Here is a 19,911-nt window from a genome sequence, read left to right as displayed (position 1 = left end):
GTTTACGCAGGTCGCGCTAGTGACATGTCAAGGGTCAGGGCTTCCTTGCCCCAAGAACCGATTAGAGCGTTGCGTCGATTTTTTTTGCGACGGCTTCATCGACCCAGGCGTGCCAGACTTCCGGGTGTTCCTTGAGAAAAATCCTGGCCAGCTTCGGAGATTCGATGCGCTCCCGGGTCATCCTCGCCAGGTTCTGATTCAATAGACCGATGGGAATGTTGACCTTCTCCAGAACCGCGACCAGTTCAGGAGCCTGCTCATGAAAAGCCTTGGAGAGTCCGACCATGGTAATGACGTCTTTGTTGGCTCCGGTCTTTTCTTCGAGCCTTATCGCGTCAATCTGGCCCATCAGCGGTGTCGGTGACCAGTAGTAAAACAGTACCGGCTCACCGCGTTTATAGCTGGACAGGACTGCTGCATCCAATGCCGCACCGGTGCCTGGACGGAAATTCGTGAAGGTATTTTCAAGACCGTACTCTTTCAGCATCTCGGTATTGTCCTGCTCACAAATCCAACCAGCGGGACAGTTGTAGAAACGGCCTTTGGACGGTTCCTCCGAATCTTTAAAAATGCCCGGGTATTTGCTCAGGTCGGCAACGGTCTTGAGGCCGGGTGCTTGTGCTGGCCTGTTGCGTTTGGCGTCTCCCTCCACGACATAACGCGGCACATACCAGCCCTGAGTCGCACCAATGATCGGAGCGCCGACCCCGACGACCTTTCCGGCTGCCGCTGCCTTCTTCCAGACTTCGCTACGCTCCATCCACTCTTCGCCAAATACCTGAATATCGTTGCTGGCCAAGGCGGTCTCAAGAATGATGGTATTCCCCACCAACTGGTCAGTTGCACAACCGTAGCCCTCCTTGAGAACGATCATCATGATGTCGGTGAGGAGCATCCCGCTCTCCCAATTCAGACCGGCAAATTTCACCGATTTGCCTGACTCACACCACCCTGAAGCCTGACTTGAAGCGCTACCGACGAGTAAGCCAAGGGTAAGTAACGAGGCCAGCAAGTTCTTCTTGTATTTCATGATCAGACGCTCCGAAACATTATTGGGGGCAAGGAGCTCTTGCTTGCTACAAAAGAGGCAAGCGAGTGCCATCAGATCTAACGTGGACAGGTGCCTGTGCATACACGTGAAGCGATGGAGTGAGTGAATAGTTTTATTGTTGATTGGGTAACTTAATTCAAAGGCTCTACCGTGGTACGCCCGTAAAACAATTGACGGGCATAAGCGCTGAACTCGACATTTGGCTGATCCACGTAAGCAAATACAGCGTTGAGTCTTAACCTGTCGCCCACCACCGGCGTAACACGATGCAGTGAATAGCGGCCGCGAAACAATGTCAGTGTTCCAGGCACTTGAGGCAGAACCTCTATTTGCTGGGTTTCGGGGTTATCAAGGAATTGCCTGACCGCGTCATAACAGTCGTCGTCCTCATTGCGAAGCATGCGTACATATTCAAAATCCCCGCCGGCACTTGCGGCCTGGAGTGACAGCGTGACGCTGAAGTCGGAGCGATCAAAGTGCCAACCCAATTGCTGTCCCGTCGTAAAGCCCTGCAAGTTAAGCGCTGCTAACGGATCTGCATGGCGATAGAGCGTGTCCAGACCCAACACGTCTTTGATGAAAGAAAGCACTTCGTCCGATTCATAGATCTGCCTGATCAAGTTGTCGGCAGGAATATCCGCGTAGGCGACGGTATCTTTTTCGGTTTTCATCAAACGCCGCAGAGGATGCCCTGAATCGACGCTTTCCTCTTGAGGTTTGAAATAAACCGTGTGGTTTTCCCGGAAATGAAACATGCGCGGGTGCAGTGCAAGCGTTTGATCCGCCATCGTCGCAACCGACTCATCACGGACAAATCCCGGGAAGATCGCGACGCCTTCCTGCCCGAGCAATGATTGGCTATGAGTGACCAGCGCCCGGTAAGCGGGGTGGGTTCGATCGGTAATGGGATAACGCTCAAGGTCGATGACATCGCCCAGGGTTACAGCGGGTGTGAGAGGCAGCATAGGCATGATTATTGGTCTCCGTTGGCTCTTGCTGGAGTCAGATTGCATCGGAGGCAAAAACAAGTCACGCTCATATTTTTACGCTATTTTGTGAATTATTTTCAGGTCGCGCCCTATGAGACTCACCCTGGATCACCTTGTGATGCTGCAAACCCTGTCGGAAGTCGATTCGGTGACCGCTGTGGCCGAGCGTCTATGGCTGACCCCTTCAGCCGTCAGTCATCGCATGCGGGAGGCGGAACGCCGGCTTGGCGTGACCCTGACAGAGCGCTCAGGGGGAAAGTTGCGCCTCAGCCCTGCGGGGGTGCGCCTGGAGCGAGCAGCAAGAGACATCATCGCGATTCTTAACGAAGCGGAGGCGGAGGCCAGATCCATGGCAGGTGGGGTCACAGCCTTTGTACGTATGGGTGTCACCTCATACGGGCCGTTTCGCTGGATTCCAAAATTTATCAAGCATTACTCCAGTCTTCGTCCAGACATCGAAATAACACTGGTGACCGTGCCCCGTAACGACGTGTATGCCCGCCTGATGCAAGGCAGGCTCGATGTATCGATTATTGATGACGGTATGGTGCCGAGCGGCGTCGCCAAGTTGCCGCTTTTCCGTGACGACCTGATTGCGATCATGGCAACGGATCACCCACTGGCGCAGCGGAAAAACATTTATGCCGAAGACTTCAAAACTTACAACCTGGTGACGTATTCAACGGACCGCGCAAGCGGCTGGGAATATGACCGGTTCTTCGCGCCCGCGAGTATTTTGCCGCGCCGAATGATTACCGTGGAGTTGATTGAAGCCATCGTCGAACTGGTGCGTTCGGGATACGGAATCAGCATATTGCAACGCGACTTGGTGACGCCCAGCCTTGAGCGCGGAGAGCTTGCATGGGCAGCCCTGAATGACGGCCTGGATATCGCCTGGAACGCGATTATTCGCCCCTCCGAGCCCGAAGGCAGTGAAGTCAATCAACTGGTCACAGAGCTGACCAGCTGGATTAAACATGCTGGGAAATCCGAGAATGGCTATGCATAGCTAGACCTTGCACGTGCTGTTCGACGTCGTCACTCGTCGCCTGGCAGGACGTTATCAACTTGTCATTAGAATGGGCGGCCATTCAAAACAGGTAGGAGTTGATCGATGCGCATCGCCTTGCTGTCAGACATCCATTTGTCCGTCAACGCGTTACCTTTTCCCGATATGGATGCCGATGTTGTCGTCCTCGCCGGAGACATCTCCCGACCGGCCACGGCCATTGAGTGGGCAAAATCGTGCCCTGTTCCGATCGTGTACGTGGCAGGGAATCACGAGTTTTATGGCAGTGACTTGATCTCTACCTACGAACATTTGAACAGGTTGTCGGAAGGCACACAGATCCACGTATTGGAACGCTCGGAGTATCTCCACAACGGCGTGCGGTTTTTGGGTTGCACCCTATGGTCTGACTATCGTCTTTTCGATTCTGCAGAGGATCGGGCACAGGGTGTTGATCTGGCTACGAAGCTCATGCGGGACTTCACCCACATAAAAATCTCGCCAGATTTTCCAGATCTGTTCAGCCCGGCAGTTTCCCAACTGATTTTTTTACAGACCGTCGCCTGGCTGGAGGACTGCTTCACCCGCGACAGAACCACTCCCACGGTGGTGGTTTCGCATTTTGCACCGACACGGTTGAGCATAGGCCCGCTGTTTGAGAATTCGCCGATTAACGCGAGTTTTGTTTCAGACCTCGAAGACCGGATCAACGACTGGCAGCCGGCACTTTGGCTACATGGCCATACCCACGGGAGCTTTGACTACCCGGTGGGCAAAACCCGCGTCATTTGCAACGCCCGCGGCTATGCAAAAAATGGCATTAGTGAAAATCCGGAATTTAATGGCTCATACGTGATTGACCTGGATATCTGAGGCAACACGGCCTTGCCTCCTGGAAGCCGGGTCCAGAAAACCGAGCAAGGCCTGCCGGGTGTCATGCCAGGCCGCCGGATGTTCCATATCGAGGAAGTGCCCGGCATTCTTGATGGTATGGAACCGGGACTGAGACGCATGATCGGCGAACAGCCGGGCGTCTTCGACCGAGGTGTACTCATCCCATTCGCCGTTGATAAACAGCAGCGGTATTTCGATGGCAGCGGCACAGGCGACATAGCAATGGGTGTCTTGGGTCAGCACCTCATTGACGTGGAAATGCATCTGCCTGTACTCGTGCTCGGCCAGGCTTCTGACATGGCGATCATTAAAGCGTTTGAACAGCGATGGCAGGTGCTTGCCGATTGTGCTGTTGATCAAGCGACCGACATTGAGGCGGTCGCAAGCCTGGAGATGGTTCAGGCCGCTCTCCAGGTAATCGCGCATCGGTGTATTGATCCGCGCTGCGAATGAATTGATCACCGCCTTCTCGATTCGTCGAGGCCGCTGGGCCAGCGCCAGCAAAGTGGCCGCACCGCCCCAGGAAAAGGACAGCACGTGGTGCGCACCAAAGTGTTCGATTAAATCCAGCAATATCGCGGCCTCGTCTTCCTTTCGGATCGGTTGGCCGTGGAGGTTGTGTTGCTTCGACTGACCGGCGTAGGGCTGGTCGTAGAGAACCACATTGAATCGCGGCTGCAGGTAACGCACCGTTTGGGCAAAAGATGCGGTCGTTGCCAGTGAGCCATTGACCAGAATGATGGTCTTGTCAGCGGCTGTGTTGAGATAGTGCTCGGTATAAACCTTGTACTTCCCGCAGATCTCGACGATGGCAGTTTTCGGCATCATGACATTTACTTCCTTGAACCCATTGGACTAAGCACACAGCGTTTGGGATGCCCACAGGGCCCTATCGCAGAAAACAGTACACGTGGACCTGACAGTGAAGTGTCAGGCCAATACATTAATAACTCAGGGTGGTTTTCAAGCGTCAACGCATAGGCCTCCTCGGGCTGAATCTGATAACACGGACAAGCAACAAACGCGCGAGGGTGCTCGGATGGCCATCCGTGACCAATTAGTCACTGACTGACCATATGTTCAGAGTTAAGCAGGGATTTCCCCGTCTGCAAGAACGAAGACGAGTTATTGCGTCGAAGACGGCGTGATGGTCGAACGATGTCACCCAAGACGAGGCGACGCGCGAAAGCTCCACGGGCCGCTATCCCATGTTCGGGGATCACTTCCTCGGTGACGCCCCCGAGTCATCGGTCCCGTCGAAATACTTGGCTATTGGCCCAGGCCTTGCTTTGGCATCTTTTGCGACACCTGGTCATCTTTGCGGAATTTCGTGTGTCCATGCCTGATAGGGCTGAGTAGACGACCGCTGGTGCTGATGCAGACCGCAAGCCTGGCGACGATCATGGCGTTTATGCAGGACCTGAACAGGGTGTGGATTGTGGTAAGCATCTAGACGACAGGCCGCCCCACTTTCAGGAATTCCCCCCAGGCTGGGGACTTTCGCCCGCCAAAGCTGGCAGGCTTATTAATTGCCAAACTTCATTAAAGGCAGACTGGCCACGCTCCGCGCGTTAATCAAAAAATAAATGAACAACAAGGGAAACCCTACCTTGAAAATTTCAACAATCTGCGTTGCGGGCAGCCTTTTGGTTTCAGTCGCGGCTTCTGCTACAGGGATTATTCCCGCCTTCGACCTGGACTTCACAAGGTCGGCTGCTGAAACGCTGAAAAAACGGGGTATCAATGACGCTTGTATTATTGCCGCTTCAAACCCGAAAACGTTCACCTATTGCCGAGAAGGATCGCCAACGCTCTGGAAGTATCAGGCTTTGGATCTGGAACAACAGGCGGCGATCCTGAATGGCGAAAAGCGGCACCTGACAGACTACGGGCAAATCACCGTCGCGGAAGTCGATAGCGCAGCCTGCAAACAAGATAACCCTGTGCCATTGGTTAAACCGGCGATTACTCGTGGGCTAGCCCTCGGCCTGATCACCCTGCTTCTGTTGATCGGTTTGCGATATACCTATCGGGCAAGCCGCCGTCCGTAACCAAAACATGATAGGCAAAGGGTCGAAAACAGACGTTTTTGCTTCCTCAAAACTACTGAATGATGACGGCGTAAATCTGCGCAAATCACGAGTAAGCACCGACTCAAAAAGCCGTTCTATTTGACGAGTCGCGTTTCCTTGGAAGGCCTGTATCCGAAGTACGAGCTATAGCACTTGCTGAAGTGGCTGGGCGATACAAAGCCACACGCAACCAGCACGTCCACCTGGGACAGCTCTGTGTGCTGGAGCAGCCGACGCGCTTCGGTAATCCGCAATTCCATGTAATACCGTTGCGGTGTTGTGCCCAGCTGCTCCTTGAACAAGCGCTCGAGTTGTCGACGCGAACGGCCGGCGTAAACCGCCAACTGCTCCAGTTCCAGAGGCTCTTCGAGGTTGGCATCCATCAGCTTCACCACCTCGCGTAATGGCGCGCTTACACAGATATTTTCAGTCGGTTTTATACGCCGATAACGCGACTCCTCGAACGCCAGGATGTCCTCGATACCCTCGACAAGTGCTTTGTCGTGCAGTCCTTTGATCCAGTCCAGCGCCATGTGGAATGCCCCCGAGGGACTGGACGCTGTAAGCCGGTCTCGATCGATGACGTAGGGCTCACTGGTGACATGCGTCGCCTTGGAGATTTCCGCGAGCGCGGGGCGATGTTCGGGATGAATCGCGCAACGATACCCGTCAAGCAAGCCTGCCCTTCCCAGGAACCATGCGCCATTCCACAACCCGGCCAGAATGACGCCCTGGTCTGATGCAGCCCTCAATAGGGAGATGAGTTCATCCGTCGCTTTGAGTTCTGTCCTGTAGCCGCCGCAAATGACCAGAAGGTCCAGGTCCTGGATTGTTGAGCCATCGAAACGGGTATCCGGCCGAATGACCAGGCCCAGGTCACTGATGACCTCTTCTTCGGTCAAGCCGAACGTTCGGGAAGAGAACAACCCGGGGCGCAGAAGATTCGCGGTGACAATCGTATCCAGTGCTTGCGTGAATGCGGGCAGCGAGAAATGCTCAAGCAGCAGAAATCCTGCCCGGACCATTTGAGCCTTCTCGTTGGGGTTCTCATTCAGATAGCGGAGATTTTTCCCCTTCATGCCTCCGCTAAATTGGCGTCGTTCGATCAATGTTCGACCTACTCGGTTACGTTACCCAACAGGTCGTTGGGTGCGTTGATAAACCCCAATGCTAACTGTAGAAGTTTCAAAACCACTAGCGCCATTTTGCGATTGATCAGGCCAGCTGAAAGCCGTGACGTGGCTTTGTGTCACTCGCAAACTGCGCCTAAACGATGGCGGGATACCCATCGACACTATCGGGCCAACGGGTCAGAACCTCGAAGCCGTCGTCAGTGACTGCGACCATGTGCTCCCACTGAGCCGAGAGTGAGTGGTCCTTGGTGACCACGGTCCAGCCATCAGCCAGGGTTTTCACATGGCGTTTGCCAGCGTTCAACATGGGTTCAATGGTGAAGATCATGCCGGCTTTCAGTTTCAGGCCCTGGCCTGGGTAGCCGTAGTGAAGGACCTGCGGTTCATCGTGATAAATCTTGCCGATACCGTGACCGCAGTATTCACGCACGACGCTGAAACCGTCTCTTTCGGCCACCTTCTGAATGGCATGGCCAATATCACCCAGCGTAGCGCCGGGGCGGACGACGCGAATACCGGCGCACATCGCTTCAAAGGTCGTCTCTGCCAGACGTCGGGCATCCGGGCCGGGCTCACCCACGAAATACATGCGGCTGGTGTCGCCGTACCAACCCTCCTTGATAACGGCAATGTCGATATTCAAGATGTCGCCATCCTTTAGTGGCGTGACCGAAGGAATGCCATGGCAGACCACTTGGTTGACCGATGCACATACGGTTTTCGGGAAACCGTGATAGCCGACATTGCCCGGAATGGCTTTCTGCACGTTGACGATGTAGTCGTGACAGAGCTGATCGAGTTCGTCGGTGGTGACCCCCGCTTTGACATGCGGAGCAATCATGGCCAGGACCTCGGCGGCCAGCGTGCCCGCAGCACGAGACAGGGCTATTTCTGCCTGGGTATTGAGCTTGACGTTGGCCTTCATTGCTTGGCTCCTGGTACGGCGTCAACCTGGGCGCTTTGCGAAAAATCGGCGAATGCGCACAGCTGTTTTACATCGAGGCCGCCCGCCAGTTCGGCACGAATCAGCAAGCGGCAGATGTCGCTGTGATCCAGGTCGGGATGTAACTCCGCAAGCATCCCGATGCGCATCCAGTGCTCGGCTTGTGCGTTGATCGAGCGACTCAACGCATCGCTGGCGACGCGCAGATTCTCGTGCATGGCTTCTGAAATTTTTACGATACCCACTGATCAATCCAATATGAAATGTATATGGATCGTATATTAATCGGCAGTCGTGTGAAAATGCAATTTCACGACTGACAGCGACTCAGATTTTTCCGGCTTTCGGTATAAGAGATCCGAGCGAGTTTGCTCGATGGCCAGACTTGAAGCCATCGTTTCTGGCTCGCCAAACCACGGCCAGACCGAACAGCGCCAAAATCAGCAGTATGGGAGGAAAAGAACTGGGTCCCTCCTTCTCCAGCAACAGCCCACCAACGATGCCACCCGCTGCCACTGCCAGATTGAAAATGGTGACCAGCATCGACTGCGCGACATCGGCGCCGTCACCGGCGGTATCGGCAATGGCCGTCTGTAGCAGCGTTGGCGCGCCACCGAACGTCAGACCCCAGATCGCAATGCTCAGGAGCACAAGGCCGGGCGAGGTGCTTGCCATTCCCAACACCAGCGCCACCATCGCGAAGACGGCCAGACTAAGAAGCGTCAGCGCGCGCAACCCGCGATCCACCCACATTCCTGTGACTGCGATGCCGACGATAGAGGCAAAACCAAAGAGTAGAAGCACGAGGTCTATTCGCTGGCCAAGTCCGACGGAAACCAGGAATGGCGCTATGTAGGTATAAAGGATGTTGTGCGCAAGTATCCAAACGAAAATCACAAAGAGTATCGAACGCAGTCCTGGGGTCAGAAGAATGCTGCGGATCGGCTGACGCTGACGGTCAGTTTGTCCCGCGTAGTCAGGTACGCCAAACCGCACCCACACGAACAGCAGTAACGCGAGGGCTGACATGATCCAGAACACGCCACGCCAATCAAACAGAGTACCCAGCCAAGTGCCCAGGGGCACACCGAGACACAAAGCAACGGGTTGACCGATACCGACCACCGCCAGGGCCCGTCCCTGCAAATCATGTGGCACCATGCGGCGTGCATAACCGGCCAACAGTCCCCATATCACGCCCGCCGCCATTCCGGCGATGAAGCGCGCGACCAGGGTCAGTACATAGTGGGAGGACAATGCCGTCACGGTGTTGAAGACCAGCAACCCGCCGATCGCCATCAGGAACAACGGCCTCCTGCGCCATTTTCGCGTAGCAGCAACGACCGGAATCGCCGCCATCACCGAGCCCAAGGCGTAGAGCGTAATCAACTGACCCGCCATGGCCTGCGAAACGCCCAGCCCCTGCCCGATCAGGGGCAGCAGGCCGGCAGGCATGGTTTCCGTCATGATGGTGATGAAGCCAGCCATCGTAAATGCCAACAGTCTCCACACAGGCAGCCTTTTCGCAGAAGACGTTTCATCGAGCCCCGTTGTTATCAATCCATTGTCGCGATGCATGGTCATCCTGGTATCCCTGATAAAGACTTCATTTCCTGTTTCCTGATCGGCCGCCTGAGGTAAATTCAGGCAGCGGCGGCGGTGCTTCTGTTGATCTTCAAAGCTTCTTGCAACATGAACAAAACTGCATTCAACTTACTTGGAATGATCGTTCCAGTACTGGACAAAAAAATCCTGGCCGATGCCAGGCATCGCGCTCACGACGCCAGAACAATCGCTTGCGCGCTATAACGAATCTAGCGCGACATCGACCACATCCAGCAAGCGCTGCCGACGATTCTGGTGAGCGCTGCCTTTACTCAATACCCGCAAGCCCTGGATCGTGTTCACGATAAAACGTGCAAGCGCGCGAGGGTTCTTATGCATGGCGATTTCTCCTTCTGCCTGACCACGGATGAGCGCGCGCTCCAGCGCTTTCTCCAGACGCAGGAAGTTACGTGAGACCAACTCGGCAATGGACTCGTCCTGGCCGGCCAGTTCCAGTGTGGCATTGGCGGCAAGGCAGCCACGTTGCCCGGTATCGCTGAGTTCATCATTCACGATCCTCATCAGCAATTGCTGGATCAGTCCTTTGACCGAGCCGGACTCCTGGAGCAGCGCTACGTTCGTGACAGTCAGGTCGTGATACCGGCGCAGTGCATGCTCGTACAATCCATGCTTGTTCTCAAAGGCGTTGTACAGGCTGCTTCGAGACAACCCGGTACCGTCAACCAGATGCTGTATCGACGTGGCGCAATAGCCGAGTTGCCAAAAAACCTGCATGGCAGCGTCGACAATTTCGTCATGCTCAAATTCCTTGGGACGCATCGGATTACTACTCTGGAATGATCATTCCAGAAAGGTACGGACTTCCTTTTCGCCAGTCAAGGATGGTATGAGTCCCCCCACTTACTCCGTCTCACCGGGAAAACCTGGCGACTTGAAGTCCGACTTCAATAGCTGAGGGAATGAAGTGCTGAGCAATCATCGTTTGTACCCCCACTCGATGATGCTCAGAATTCGTGGCGCAGACGTTAGCCGTTGTTCTTCCAATTGATCGAGTCAGTACCTGTCAGAAAGAGAGCGATTCACCCTTTCACACCGCACCATTCGACTCAGGAGATAACAATGAATAAAACCATTTCTCGTCGTAGCGGAGGTCAGATTTTGGTGGATGCCTTACGCATCCATGGCGTCAAAAGAGCTTTTTGTGTTCCGGGAGAAAGCTACCTCGCGGTTCTCGATGCATTGCATGACGTGCAAGAAGAAATCGATCTGGTGGTGTGCCGCCAGGAAGGTGGGGCTGCCTATATGGCAGAAGCCTACGGCAAGCTCACTGGAGAGCCGGGCATCTGCTTCGTGACCCGAGGCCCGGGTGCTACAAACGCCTCGGTTGGCGTTCACACCGCGTTCCAGGATTCATCGCCGATGATTCTGTTCATTGGCCAAGTCGCTCGCGATCAGCAGTATCGCGAAGCCTTTCAGGAAGTTGATTTTCGCCAGATGTTTGGCCCCTTGGCGAAATGGGTCGTGCAAATAGACGACACCCGCAGAATTCCCGAACTGATCAGCCAGGCGTTCCACCGAGCGGTCAATGGCAGGCCTGGGCCTGTAGTGGTTGCACTGCCGGAAGACATGCTGACCGAAATGGCGGAAGTCAGTGATGCCGGGCCTTTCAATCGCGTATTGATGACCCCGGCAGCCGAGCAAATGGCCGCCATGCAGCAACTGCTGGAGCAATCAGAGCGTCCATTGATGGTGCTGGGTGGCAGCGGTTGGGATACCGAGTCAGTGCGCGACATCCGGCTTTTTGCTGAACAGCAAAACATCCCGGTTGCCGCCTCCTTTCGCTGCCAGGACCTGTTCGACAATCGACACCCGAACTATGTCGGTGATCTTGGTTTCGCCGCGTCAGCGCAGCTGTCCTCAGCGGTAAAAAACGCCGACCTGTTGTTGGTCGTGGGCTCCAGAATGGGTGAGGTTTCAACGGGCGGATATGCGGCCTTGGACATCCCTGTACCGAAGCAAACCTTGATCCATGTTCACCAAGGCATCGAGGAATTGGGACGGGTTTACCAACCTGAGCTGGCGATAAACAGCAGCATGTCGACCTTTGCCAAATCAGCCGCAAAACTTCCGGCGGTGAGCAGCCAAATAAAGAGTGAATGGACGCGCACCCTGAACAAAAACTACCGCGAAAATCTGCAACACTCGCCCTCCCCTGGCGATGTGCAAATGGCCGAAATCATAGAGTGGTTGAATCGCAGTCTTCCGGACGACGCGATCCTGACCAATGGCGCCGGAAACTACGCCGTCTGGCTTCAACGCTTCTATCAGTTCCGCCAATACCGCACTCAGTTAGGCCCTACCAATGGCTCCATGGGCTACGGCGTTCCTGCGGCGGTGGCCGCCAAACTGACGTGCCCGGACAGAGTGGTGGTTTCGTTTTCCGGGGATGGCTGCTTCTTGATGAACGGTCAGGAGATAGCGACCGCAGCGCAATACGGCGCCAATGTGATTTTCATTGTGATCAACAACGGAATGTACGGAACCATCAGAATGCATCAGGAACGCAATTACCCTGGACGCGTGTCAGGCACTGAATTGCACAACCCGGATTTCGCCGCACTGGCCCAAGCCTATGGACTGCATGGCGAGGTGGTCACCGCCACGTCGGAATTTGCCCCAGCGTTTGAACGCTGCCTTGGTATGTCCCGGCCATCCTTGATTGAGGTCAGAGTCGACCCTGAGGCATTGACCCCTCGACTTAGCCTGACTCAGATCAGAGAACAATCAAGCAACAAGTGAGCGGTAATTTCTTCTGTTTTGGGCGCCTGGTTCACGCTGTAAAAGGCGCCTTTTTTTAGTTCTTCCCTCCCACACAATGGTTCGCCTGCCCGCTACTGAATTGACAGCAGTGCGTTACCACCCTGCGAAAACCCATGGATTGCTGCTTGTGACTCGTGAGTTCATCGACCTGTCCCATCAACAACAGCAGTCGATGAATGCCCTGAAGGCCTTTTATCGCAAACGCCAAGAACAATACCAACAGGGCCTGAACAGCATGCATCCGCAAAGACAAACCCTGCACAACGAACTGCACGCGCGCCCGTCACTGTATTTCGACGAGCCGGCCCATGTGTTTCATCTGGCTTTTCTCGGCGGGGAACCGGAGTGCAATGCGCTGCTGGAGCACTGCTGCCCTGCTCCGATCGATCCTCAAGCCGCCCAGGGCATCACCCAACTCAATGGCCACGCCCTGAAATGGGAACGCCACGCCGAGTTCTTCACCCTGACCCTGGTGGTCACTTCGTCCTGCGATGACTTGTCCTGGACATCGCTGCCCGAAGTGCTGGCGCAAAAGGTCGAAGCGCATTTGCCGCAGCTGATCAACTCGGTGCAGATCGTCGTGCGTGGAGAGTCCGGCCTGGACCTCGCCGGCTACGGTTTCAAGGACCCGTGCGGTTCCTGCGTGGGTGGTGGCGATGCGGTGGTCTGGAGCGATTTTCGTCTCAGCGAGGATGGCAACAACCACATCCTGTTCATCAACCGCCGCCTCAACGCTTACCGCCAAGGGCGGATGATCCGCCGTCTGCTGGAAATCGAGACCTATCGCATGATGGCCTCGCTGTCGTTGACCACAGCCAAGACCTTGAGCGCGCAACTTGATGTCTTTGACAAGACCTTGGTCACCCTCTCCGAGCGTAACGCCGACGCCGACAGCGGCAACGCGAAAGCCCTGCTGGCGGACATCTCCAACCTGTCAGCCCAAGTGGTCAGCAGTACCGCGAAAACCCGCCACCGCTTCAGTGCCACCCAGGCCTATGCCCAACTCGTGTACGAGCGCCTGGGCGAATTGCGGGAAAGTCACGTAGGCGATTGCCAGCGCCTCGGGGTGTTTATCGAACGCCGTTTCAAACCCACCGTCAGGTACTGCACCGCCACCGAACAACGCCTTGAGCACCTGGCCAAAAGCGTGGCCAACCTGGGCGACCTGTTGCAAGCCCGGGTTCAGGTGGAAATGGAAGAACAGAACTCGGAAATTCTCAAAAGCCTGAACGCCCGCGCCGATGCCCAGATCAAGATCCAGCGTGCCGTGGAAGGTCTGTCGATTATCGCCATTACTTACTACCTGCTGAACCTGCTCAAGCTTGGCTACTCAGGGTTGCACCTGCTCGGCGCCGAGGTGGCTCCGCGAGAGGCCATGCTGGCCATGACACCCCTCGCGATCGCGATCCTTGCGCTGATTATTTTCCGCATCAAGAAAGTCAAAGAGCACTGATACGGTGAATCGCAGGGAGGCGCCATCACCCATCAGGATGGGAACAGGTCCAATGTGCGTTCAACCTCTTGAATGTCGATATTGAAGCCATCACCCTCTGGCGTTCCGACCACAAAGCCAAAATTCTGGTTGTCGCGATCCGTCAGGTACTTGAAGTAGCTGACGAAACGGTTCGGTGGCTGCAGTACCAGCAACGAACCACCCTGCGGCAGTACATTGACACCATGTACAAGCTGGCTCCCTTCGACCCCCATCACGGTCCGCGCCCCGGCACACGTCGCCACGATGGTCGGGACATCGGTTTTCAAAGGATTGATTATGCGAAAACCCCTGGTCTTGCGCAGATGTTCAGCGAGCTCCATTTCATTGCGCAAAAAGCGCAAGTCACCGTCGCCACCCCGGAGAATGAACACGCCAGGGTGAGACTCATAGCTCACGTGCGACAGTAGCTTTTCGCCCATGGCACGGAAACGTAAATGCCTGCTTTGATTGTTGCTCACATCGTCGAACAGCACGAGCTCACGAAAGAACGCACCGTTCAAGCGAACCGGTTTCATGCCAAACCAGTCCTCGTAAGCGGAGGCCTGGGTAAATAAGGGAAACCTGGCGGATGGCGCGGTGGTTACCGGTACGCCTTCATCGCAGGCCAATGAATAGGTCGGGCAGTCTTCCATCAACCATGTACCAAACCATGTATTTCCATTTTGCGTGCAGTAGGCGGCACCGCGCTCAATCTCGTTTTCCACGATAATTCGCGGAAACAAACCAGGCTTGAGAGACAACCAGTGACTTGCCTTGTTCTTGTAGAGTGCTCCATCAATCAGCCAGACATCCTTGATCAGGTAGCCACGTGTCGGGCCTTGCACTACGTTGCCCAGCCCTTCCATTGTGCGAGCGGGATGCTCAAAAGGATAAAAGCGCTTCGCCTCCCATCCTGTGACGCGGTCCATTTGATTGGGCAGGAAGAATGCAGGCGGAGAATAGGATGTCCCACCCGGAGCAACATCCCAGGTTTTCGCCGCCAGGCTTTTCAAGTTGATCTCCGCGTTTCGTGCGAGTCTTTTTCTTGCCATATACCTGTAGGCGGCAAGGGTCCATTTTTTCCGATTGCCAGTGGTCGAAGTGCTTATTTGCGAGACATCGCTTTCCATGAAAAGTCCTCCCTGCGGGACAGGGTCAAATAGTCAGACGCGAAGCGCTCTGTTTATTTCAGTCCTGGAAATTGTTCAGCTGGATGCAATCCTTTTCATAATGGGTGGGGTCTGCAAATTGGCGTAGCGAGTACGCAAGGTTTCGAGAAACTGTTCGCCCGAGCTCTTGGCGCAATAAAGATAAATCTTGTGCAGCCCGCCAAATACCATTTCATGATAACGGCTGGCGACCTCCTCGTCGCTTGGCCCATCCGGCAAGCCAAGGTGAAGGGTCAATTCCTTTCCTTCAACAGCGAATAGCGGCGTATCCCAAAGGAATTTGGCTGCCCCTGTCTTGGGCAGCCGGACAAACATATAAGCGTGGTTTCCCAGGGAATCAATATCACCGCCGCGCCTTCTTTTCCATTTCAGAAGTCCGTCATCTGGCCGCGCCAGGCAAAGACCGATGTCGTAATAATCGAAGCCATTGTCTATCGCCCATTCAAGTGCCATGAAGGTGGTAATCGAGTTCACTTCACGCAGTCTTTTGGCATCTGAAAAAATCGCCTCGGTATATCCGAAACGTAGCGTGCGCCAGTAGCGCTTTCCGCCCCGGGTTATTACGCAGCCAAGGTGACAGGCCACAACCTCATCCTCCAGCATGATCAGGTCGAGCCGGCCGACAGTCTTGGCGATCCTGAAAACCTCCTGCGTGGCAAATTGCGCAGCGTGGATGCCTTGCCTTGCCTTGGCATAAGGTCGAAGCATTTCCCTGTCTGCCTTTTCAATGTCTTCATCCAACTGCGTCTGGACCATTCGGTAGCGCGGTCGGTTCTTGCGTATATTTCGACGCAATTCGCCATCGTATTTTGTGGTGATCTCCTCGATGGATCGCCCTAGCGGTACGACGGCGCTCAAATACAAGGGTACATACAAGGCCCCCGAGGTCGGCATTTCACTGACCACTACCACATGATTCGACGCGCCAGGTTCCGGTTCGCCGTCGACCATGGGGGAATCACCTTGGGGCTTTCCCCTTATGAGAAGCTTGGCCATCTCCCGCTTCTTTTTCCTTCCGATATAGAGGATTTCGTAAGGACTTTCGTTCTGCACTCTGAACCTGGCAATCTCCCAGCGCCAGAAACACGCACGTCCAAGAATGTCTCGCAACCAGTTTGAAGCGTTTCTTATCTCATACCGCGTTGAAGGAGATATGAGTTTGCGAACAACTGCCGCCAAGTTCTCTTTCATTTCTTCGTCATCCTTTGAGCTTTCTTTTGGGTAGATCAGAAAAAGATCAAGGCGGAACTTCAAGAGGAGTGCTTAAACCTTGATATAAAAGACATATTTGATGAGGAACGCTCCCTCGTTCAGTGACGAGTAAAGTTCAAGGTAGGGACTTTGCAAGCGACATGGGTGACGCCAGTCATCTATTTCATGACGCCAATTTTTCTTCCAGCCCCAGTAGAAGCGCGGTCAATATGGAGTGGTCGTGTTTTCGTCCAGCCGTCCTTAGTCAGCGCACGAAGTATTTAACGGAGTGACGACTTCAGCGTTTGAAGGAGAGACATTAAGAAAGGCATTCCAGAGCTCGTAAGCATCGTGATGCCGTTTGGTCGCCTCTTCCCATTCTGGCCCTGAAACACATTTGGAGGAGACCAGCGTCATCATGCCTATCGTTGCGGCGTCCAGCTCGATCAGGAATGCGTGAGACTGGATTCTGAAGTCTTCGACCGATGGCATTACATGTTCCCCCGGCAGATTACACCGCTATTAAGGAGCGACTGCTCCTCGGACGATGGAGTATCGCCAGGAGGGAAAATTCAGGCAGCCTGACCACCGGTACGTTTCATTGCCCAAACTGATCGACGCCGACAAAAAATCTCGAACTCAAGCCATGGCATTGAATCCAATGTTCAGGTCAATGGAGGTTAGCGATATGAACAACGATGACAGTGTTAACGACGTCGATTCAGATGCAGCGTCAAATGCCGAAAGAGATCTTGAGGACAAGGACCCTGACGTCAAAGGTGTCGATCAGACCAATACGCCCTCTTCAACTCAAACCAGGGAGCAGGAAGCTGAGGAGCTCAGTCGGAAAATAGCTGAGATAGAACGCAAAGTGGCAGACGGTAACTAGCCCGATGCTTGACGCTGGCTGGCGTCAAAAGCGGCCATAGACGTGGGTCGAGTTGGCCGCTTTTTAACCTTGTTGGGGCGCGTAACCGTTGCAAGTGCCTGTGAGGCTTTGACGTCAACTCATCCAGTTTCCACCGTCGACGTTGTAGGTCTGAGCCACCACGTATTCACTCTCGGACGACGCGAGGAATATGGCCATTCCCGTCAGGTCATCAGCAGTCCCCATCCGTCCGAAAGGCACCTCTTGACCCACGAGCCTTTTCTTTTCGCCCAATGGCCGATTTTCGTATTGAGCGAACATCGCATCGACGCCATCCCAGTGCTCGCCGTCTACCACGCCTGGCGCGATGGCATTCACATTGATCCCGTGCTTGATCAGATCCAGACCTGCTGATTGTGTAAGGCTGATCACTGCCGCTTTCGTCGCGCAATACACACCCACCAGAGCTTCCCCTCTGCGACCTGCCTGGCTGGCCATGTTGATGATTTTGCCGCCATTCCCTTGCCTGATCATCTGACGAGCCGCTGCCTGGAGGGTGAACAATGTTCCTGCAACATTGATCGAAAACAAACGCTGGAAGCTGTCGCGGGTGATGTCGACTATGGGCGCGAGATCGAATAATGCGGCGTTGTTGATCAGGATATCCAACTTGCCTGTCTGTGAAATCACAGCTGCAATCGCATCATCGATAGACGCTTGGTCGGTCACGTCCATCTCGACAGCGTAAGCGTTTGGTCCGAGTTCGGCAGCCGTGGCCCGGGCGCGCTCAAGGTTGATGTCAGCGATGGCTACCGTCGCCCCTTCATTAACATAGGCCTGAGCAAAAGAACGGCCGATGCCTCGGGCGGATCCGGTGACAAGCGCGCTTTTACCTTCTAGTCGTTTCATTGAGTGTTCATCCGTTTTCTTGAATGTCGGGTACGCCCAACCGAGGGCATTGAGAGGATTAAGATCAGGCGGCGCGACGCACCATCGGGGCGACAGCCTTGCCGTGTTCATCGAACAAATGGCAATGCGCAACGTCCAGCGCGACCCACCGCTGCTCTCCATAAGCGACGTCGCAGTCGCCATTGACTCGCACGGTGAGTGCTTCACCGGACTTGGCGACGACGTGGCAGAAGGTGTCACTGCCCAAGCGTTCGGTGACGTCCGTGGTGATGGGCAGTTGCCCTTGATCATCCAGGCTGAGGTGTTCGGGACGTATTCCCACGGTGACCTCGTTGCCCTTGCCCAACGTGCTGCCGTCACGAGGGATCAGCAGACGTCGGCCGGAGGCCAGTTCGACCTCTACGCCCTGATGGCTGTTGGCAACCACGGTGGCCTTGAGAAAGCCCATTTTCGGGGTGCCCAAAAAACCTGCTACGAACAGATTGGCCGGTTGGTGATAAAGCTCGAGCGGCGAGCCAATCTGCTCGATACGACCGCCGTTGAGCACCACCACCTTGGTGGCGAGCGTCATGGCTTCGACCTGATCATGAGTCACGTAGATCATCGTGGCCTGCAGTTCTTTATGCAGCCGGGATAGCTCCAGGCGCATCTGCACCCGTAGAGCGGCGTCGAGGTTGGACAGTGGCTCGTCGAACAAAAAAATCTTGGGGTTACGTACGATGGCGCGACCGATAGCCACGCGTTGACGCTGGCCGCCGGACAGTTGCTTCGGCTTGCGCTCCAGCAGGCGTTCCAGCTCCAGGATCCGTGCAGCCTCAGTCACCTTGCGCTCGACGTCCTGCTTGTTATCACCCGCCAGATCCAGCGCGAAGGACATGTTCTTGCGCACCGTCATGTGCGGGTACAGGGCGTACGTCTGGAACACCATCGCCAGGTCACGCTTGGCCGGGCTGACTTCGGTGATGTCGCGGCCATCGAGTTCGATGGTGCCGCTGGTGACCTCCTCCAGGCCGGCGATCAGTCGCAGCAAGGTGGATTTGCCGCAGCCCGACGGGCCGACGAACACCACGAATTCTTTATCACGGACTTCGAGATCAATGCCCTTGATGATGGACAGACCTTCGAAGCCTTTTTGCAGATTCTTGATTTTCAGGTTGGCCATGATGATGGGCCTCCACTTGTTGTTATTCAGTTGAGCCGTGCGGGCTTTTTTTGTGGGAGTGAGCCTGCTCGCGATGAGGCTCGCTCCCACAGTGGATCGCGTTGAGTCGGCGATCTTCATTTCACGGCGCCGAACGACAGGCCGCGGACCAATTGTTTCTGGCTGATCCAGCCGAAGATCAGGATGGGCGCGCAGGCCAGCGTCGACACCGCCGACAACTTGGCCCAGAACAGACCTTCGGGACTGGAGTAGGAGGCGATCAACGCGGTCAGCGGCGCGGCTTTCGACGAAGTCAGGTTCAAGGACCAGAACGCCTCGTTCCAGCACAGGATCAGCGACAACAGCACCGTGGACGCCAGGCCGCCCTTGGCGATCGGCAGCAGCACCCGGACCATTTCCTGCCACAGCGTGGCACCGTCGAGGCGCGCGGCTTCGAGGATGTCCTTGGGGATGTCTTTGAAGTAGGTGTAAATCATCCAGACCACGATCGGCAGGTTGATCAGCGTGTAGATCACGATCAGCGCGATGCGCGTATCGAGCAGGCCGAAACTTTTGGCCAGCAGGTAGATCGGCATCAGTACGCCCACCGGCGGCAGCATCTTGGTGGAGAGCATCCACAGCAACGTGCCTTTGGTGCGCTTGGTTTCGTAGAACGCCATCG

General features: G+C 55.2%; 20 protein-coding genes. 6 read left to right on the top strand and 14 right to left on the bottom strand.

The genetic code is table 11. The annotated features are described in order from the left end of the window. Positions 1 to 61: 61 nt before the first annotated feature. Positions 62 to 1,030: an ABC transporter substrate-binding protein gene (locus tag EAH74_RS22415; RefSeq protein ID WP_140681162.1), complete on the bottom strand. Its 969-nt coding sequence runs from the start codon at positions 1,028 to 1,030 to the stop codon at positions 62 to 64. Positions 1,031 to 1,182: 152 nt separating this feature from the next. Continuing rightward, a complete protein-coding gene (locus tag EAH74_RS22410; protein WP_140681161.1) occupies positions 1,183 to 2,022 on the bottom strand; it encodes a HalD/BesD family halogenase in 840 nt (279 codons plus the stop codon). 109 nt (positions 2,023 to 2,131) lie between these two features. On the opposite strand from EAH74_RS22410, the gene EAH74_RS22405 reads away from it, so the two are divergent. Together EAH74_RS22405 and EAH74_RS22400 are read left to right on the top strand one after the other, a co-directional pair. After that, positions 2,132 to 3,049 carry a LysR family transcriptional regulator gene (locus EAH74_RS22405; protein ID WP_140681159.1) on the top strand — a complete coding sequence of 306 codons (918 nt, stop codon included), beginning with the start codon at positions 2,132 to 2,134 and terminating at the stop codon, positions 3,047 to 3,049. A gap of 105 nt (positions 3,050 to 3,154) precedes the next feature. Beyond that, positions 3,155 to 3,922, top strand: a complete 768-nt coding sequence (locus tag EAH74_RS22400; RefSeq protein ID WP_140681158.1) for a metallophosphoesterase — start codon at positions 3,155 to 3,157, stop codon at positions 3,920 to 3,922. On the opposite strand, the gene EAH74_RS22395 is transcribed toward EAH74_RS22400, so the two are convergent. Then, entirely contained in the window at positions 3,896 to 4,771 is an 876-nt protein-coding gene (locus EAH74_RS22395) for an alpha/beta fold hydrolase (protein ID WP_140681157.1), read from the bottom strand. The genes EAH74_RS22400 and EAH74_RS22395 overlap by 27 nt on opposite strands. A gap of 782 nt (positions 4,772 to 5,553) precedes the next feature. On the opposite strand from EAH74_RS22395, the gene EAH74_RS22390 reads away from it, so the two are divergent. Then, positions 5,554 to 5,994 carry a hypothetical protein gene (locus tag EAH74_RS22390; RefSeq protein WP_240050541.1) on the top strand — a complete coding sequence of 147 codons (441 nt, stop codon included), beginning with the start codon at positions 5,554 to 5,556 and terminating at the stop codon, positions 5,992 to 5,994. Positions 5,995 to 6,110: 116 nt separating this feature from the next. On the opposite strand, the gene EAH74_RS22385 is transcribed toward EAH74_RS22390, so the two are convergent. The 5 genes from EAH74_RS22385 to EAH74_RS22365 form a co-directional block, all read right to left on the bottom strand. Next, on the bottom strand, positions 6,111 to 7,124 hold the full coding sequence (locus EAH74_RS22385; RefSeq protein ID WP_193560143.1) for a GlxA family transcriptional regulator: 1,014 nt from the start codon (positions 7,122 to 7,124) through the stop codon (positions 6,111 to 6,113). Between the two features lie 157 nt (positions 7,125 to 7,281). Further along, positions 7,282 to 8,073, bottom strand: coding sequence for a type I methionyl aminopeptidase (map, locus tag EAH74_RS22380; RefSeq protein ID WP_140681156.1), 792 nt, complete (start codon positions 8,071 to 8,073; stop codon positions 7,282 to 7,284). Next, a complete protein-coding gene (locus EAH74_RS22375; protein WP_140681155.1) occupies positions 8,070 to 8,336 on the bottom strand; it encodes a ParD-like family protein in 267 nt (88 codons plus the stop codon). The genes map and EAH74_RS22375 overlap by 4 nt, the downstream gene beginning before the upstream one ends. 82 nt (positions 8,337 to 8,418) lie before the next feature. Next, positions 8,419 to 9,669 carry an MFS transporter gene (locus tag EAH74_RS22370; RefSeq protein ID WP_140681450.1) on the bottom strand — a complete coding sequence of 417 codons (1,251 nt, stop codon included), beginning with the start codon at positions 9,667 to 9,669 and terminating at the stop codon, positions 8,419 to 8,421. A 225-nt stretch (positions 9,670 to 9,894) separates the two neighbouring features. Further along, positions 9,895 to 10,476 (bottom strand): TetR/AcrR family transcriptional regulator, encoded by a 582-nt coding sequence (locus EAH74_RS22365; protein ID WP_140681154.1) that lies wholly within the window; start codon positions 10,474 to 10,476, stop codon positions 9,895 to 9,897. Between the two features lie 300 nt (positions 10,477 to 10,776). Here EAH74_RS22365 and EAH74_RS22360 point away from each other — a divergent pair, with 300 nt between their 5' ends. Further along, positions 10,777 to 12,456, top strand: coding sequence for a thiamine pyrophosphate-binding protein (locus EAH74_RS22360; RefSeq protein WP_140681448.1), 1,680 nt, complete (start codon positions 10,777 to 10,779; stop codon positions 12,454 to 12,456). A gap of 256 nt (positions 12,457 to 12,712) precedes the next feature. After that, entirely contained in the window at positions 12,713 to 13,930 is a 1,218-nt protein-coding gene (locus EAH74_RS22355; protein ID WP_140681446.1) for a DUF3422 domain-containing protein, read from the top strand. 32 nt (positions 13,931 to 13,962) lie between these two features. Here the strand turns inward: EAH74_RS22355 and EAH74_RS22350 are convergent, their stop codons facing one another. The 3 genes from EAH74_RS22350 to EAH74_RS22340 all read right to left on the bottom strand — a co-directional run bounded on the left by EAH74_RS22350 (position 13,963) and on the right by EAH74_RS22340 (position 16,803). Beyond that, positions 13,963 to 15,081: a glycosyltransferase family 61 protein gene (locus tag EAH74_RS22350; protein ID WP_140681153.1), complete on the bottom strand. Its 1,119-nt coding sequence runs from the start codon at positions 15,079 to 15,081 to the stop codon at positions 13,963 to 13,965. Positions 15,082 to 15,156: 75 nt separating this feature from the next. Next, positions 15,157 to 16,311, bottom strand: a complete 1,155-nt coding sequence (locus EAH74_RS22345) for a hypothetical protein (protein WP_140681151.1) — start codon at positions 16,309 to 16,311, stop codon at positions 15,157 to 15,159. A 261-nt stretch (positions 16,312 to 16,572) separates the two neighbouring features. After that, the gene (locus tag EAH74_RS22340; RefSeq protein ID WP_140681150.1) at positions 16,573 to 16,803 is read right to left on the bottom strand and encodes a hypothetical protein; all 231 of its coding nucleotides are present in this window, start codon (positions 16,801 to 16,803) and stop codon (positions 16,573 to 16,575) included. Positions 16,804 to 16,999: 196 nt separating this feature from the next. Here EAH74_RS22340 and EAH74_RS22335 point away from each other — a divergent pair, with 196 nt between their 5' ends. Then, positions 17,000 to 17,200: a hypothetical protein gene (locus EAH74_RS22335; protein ID WP_140681149.1), complete on the top strand. Its 201-nt coding sequence runs from the start codon at positions 17,000 to 17,002 to the stop codon at positions 17,198 to 17,200. A gap of 114 nt (positions 17,201 to 17,314) precedes the next feature. Here the strand turns inward: EAH74_RS22335 and EAH74_RS22330 are convergent, their stop codons facing one another. The 3 genes from EAH74_RS22330 to EAH74_RS22320 all read right to left on the bottom strand — a co-directional run. Then, a complete protein-coding gene (locus EAH74_RS22330; protein WP_140681148.1) occupies positions 17,315 to 18,088 on the bottom strand; it encodes an L-iditol 2-dehydrogenase in 774 nt (257 codons plus the stop codon). A 64-nt stretch (positions 18,089 to 18,152) separates the two neighbouring features. Next, entirely contained in the window at positions 18,153 to 19,250 is a 1,098-nt protein-coding gene (locus EAH74_RS22325) for an ABC transporter ATP-binding protein (RefSeq protein ID WP_140681147.1), read from the bottom strand. A 116-nt stretch (positions 19,251 to 19,366) separates the two neighbouring features. Then, positions 19,367 to 19,911 (bottom strand): carbohydrate ABC transporter permease (locus tag EAH74_RS22320; RefSeq protein ID WP_140678727.1); only part of this gene is annotated, 545 nt, incomplete at its 5' end.

Source organism: Pseudomonas mandelii (genome assembly GCF_006438925.1).
GTDB lineage: Bacteria > Pseudomonadota > Gammaproteobacteria > Pseudomonadales > Pseudomonadaceae > Aquipseudomonas > Aquipseudomonas mandelii_C.
This window is presented reverse-complemented; position numbering and strand designations above follow the sequence as displayed.

What these genes read in the sequence shown, in the direction of transcription:
- EAH74_RS22355 (WP_140681446.1), top strand. Translation starts at nt 12,713, where the DNA reads ATGCATCCGCAAAGACAAACCCTGCACAACGAACTGCACGCGCGCCCG.
- EAH74_RS22365 (WP_140681154.1), bottom strand. Translation starts at nt 10,476, where the DNA reads ATGCGTCCCAAGGAATTTGAGCATGACGAAATTGTCGACGCTGCCATG.
- EAH74_RS22330 (WP_140681148.1), bottom strand. Translation starts at nt 18,088, where the DNA reads ATGAAACGACTAGAAGGTAAAAGCGCGCTTGTCACCGGATCCGCCCGA.
- EAH74_RS22410 (WP_140681161.1), bottom strand. Translation starts at nt 2,022, where the DNA reads ATGCCTATGCTGCCTCTCACACCCGCTGTAACCCTGGGCGATGTCATC.
- map (WP_140681156.1), bottom strand. Translation starts at nt 8,073, where the DNA reads ATGAAGGCCAACGTCAAGCTCAATACCCAGGCAGAAATAGCCCTGTCT.
- EAH74_RS22345 (WP_140681151.1), bottom strand. Translation starts at nt 16,311, where the DNA reads ATGAAAGAGAACTTGGCGGCAGTTGTTCGCAAACTCATATCTCCTTCA.
- EAH74_RS22360 (WP_140681448.1), top strand. Translation starts at nt 10,777, where the DNA reads ATGAATAAAACCATTTCTCGTCGTAGCGGAGGTCAGATTTTGGTGGAT.
- EAH74_RS22370 (WP_140681450.1), bottom strand. Translation starts at nt 9,669, where the DNA reads ATGCATCGCGACAATGGATTGATAACAACGGGGCTCGATGAAACGTCT.
- EAH74_RS22405 (WP_140681159.1), top strand. Translation starts at nt 2,132, where the DNA reads ATGAGACTCACCCTGGATCACCTTGTGATGCTGCAAACCCTGTCGGAA.
- EAH74_RS22395 (WP_140681157.1), bottom strand. Translation starts at nt 4,771, where the DNA reads ATGATGCCGAAAACTGCCATCGTCGAGATCTGCGGGAAGTACAAGGTT.
- EAH74_RS22350 (WP_140681153.1), bottom strand. Translation starts at nt 15,081, where the DNA reads ATGGAAAGCGATGTCTCGCAAATAAGCACTTCGACCACTGGCAATCGG.
- EAH74_RS22325 (WP_140681147.1), bottom strand. Translation starts at nt 19,250, where the DNA reads ATGGCCAACCTGAAAATCAAGAATCTGCAAAAAGGCTTCGAAGGTCTG.
- EAH74_RS22340 (WP_140681150.1), bottom strand. Translation starts at nt 16,803, where the DNA reads ATGCCATCGGTCGAAGACTTCAGAATCCAGTCTCACGCATTCCTGATC.
- EAH74_RS22415 (WP_140681162.1), bottom strand. Translation starts at nt 1,030, where the DNA reads ATGAAATACAAGAAGAACTTGCTGGCCTCGTTACTTACCCTTGGCTTA.
- EAH74_RS22400 (WP_140681158.1), top strand. Translation starts at nt 3,155, where the DNA reads ATGCGCATCGCCTTGCTGTCAGACATCCATTTGTCCGTCAACGCGTTA.
- EAH74_RS22335 (WP_140681149.1), top strand. Translation starts at nt 17,000, where the DNA reads ATGAACAACGATGACAGTGTTAACGACGTCGATTCAGATGCAGCGTCA.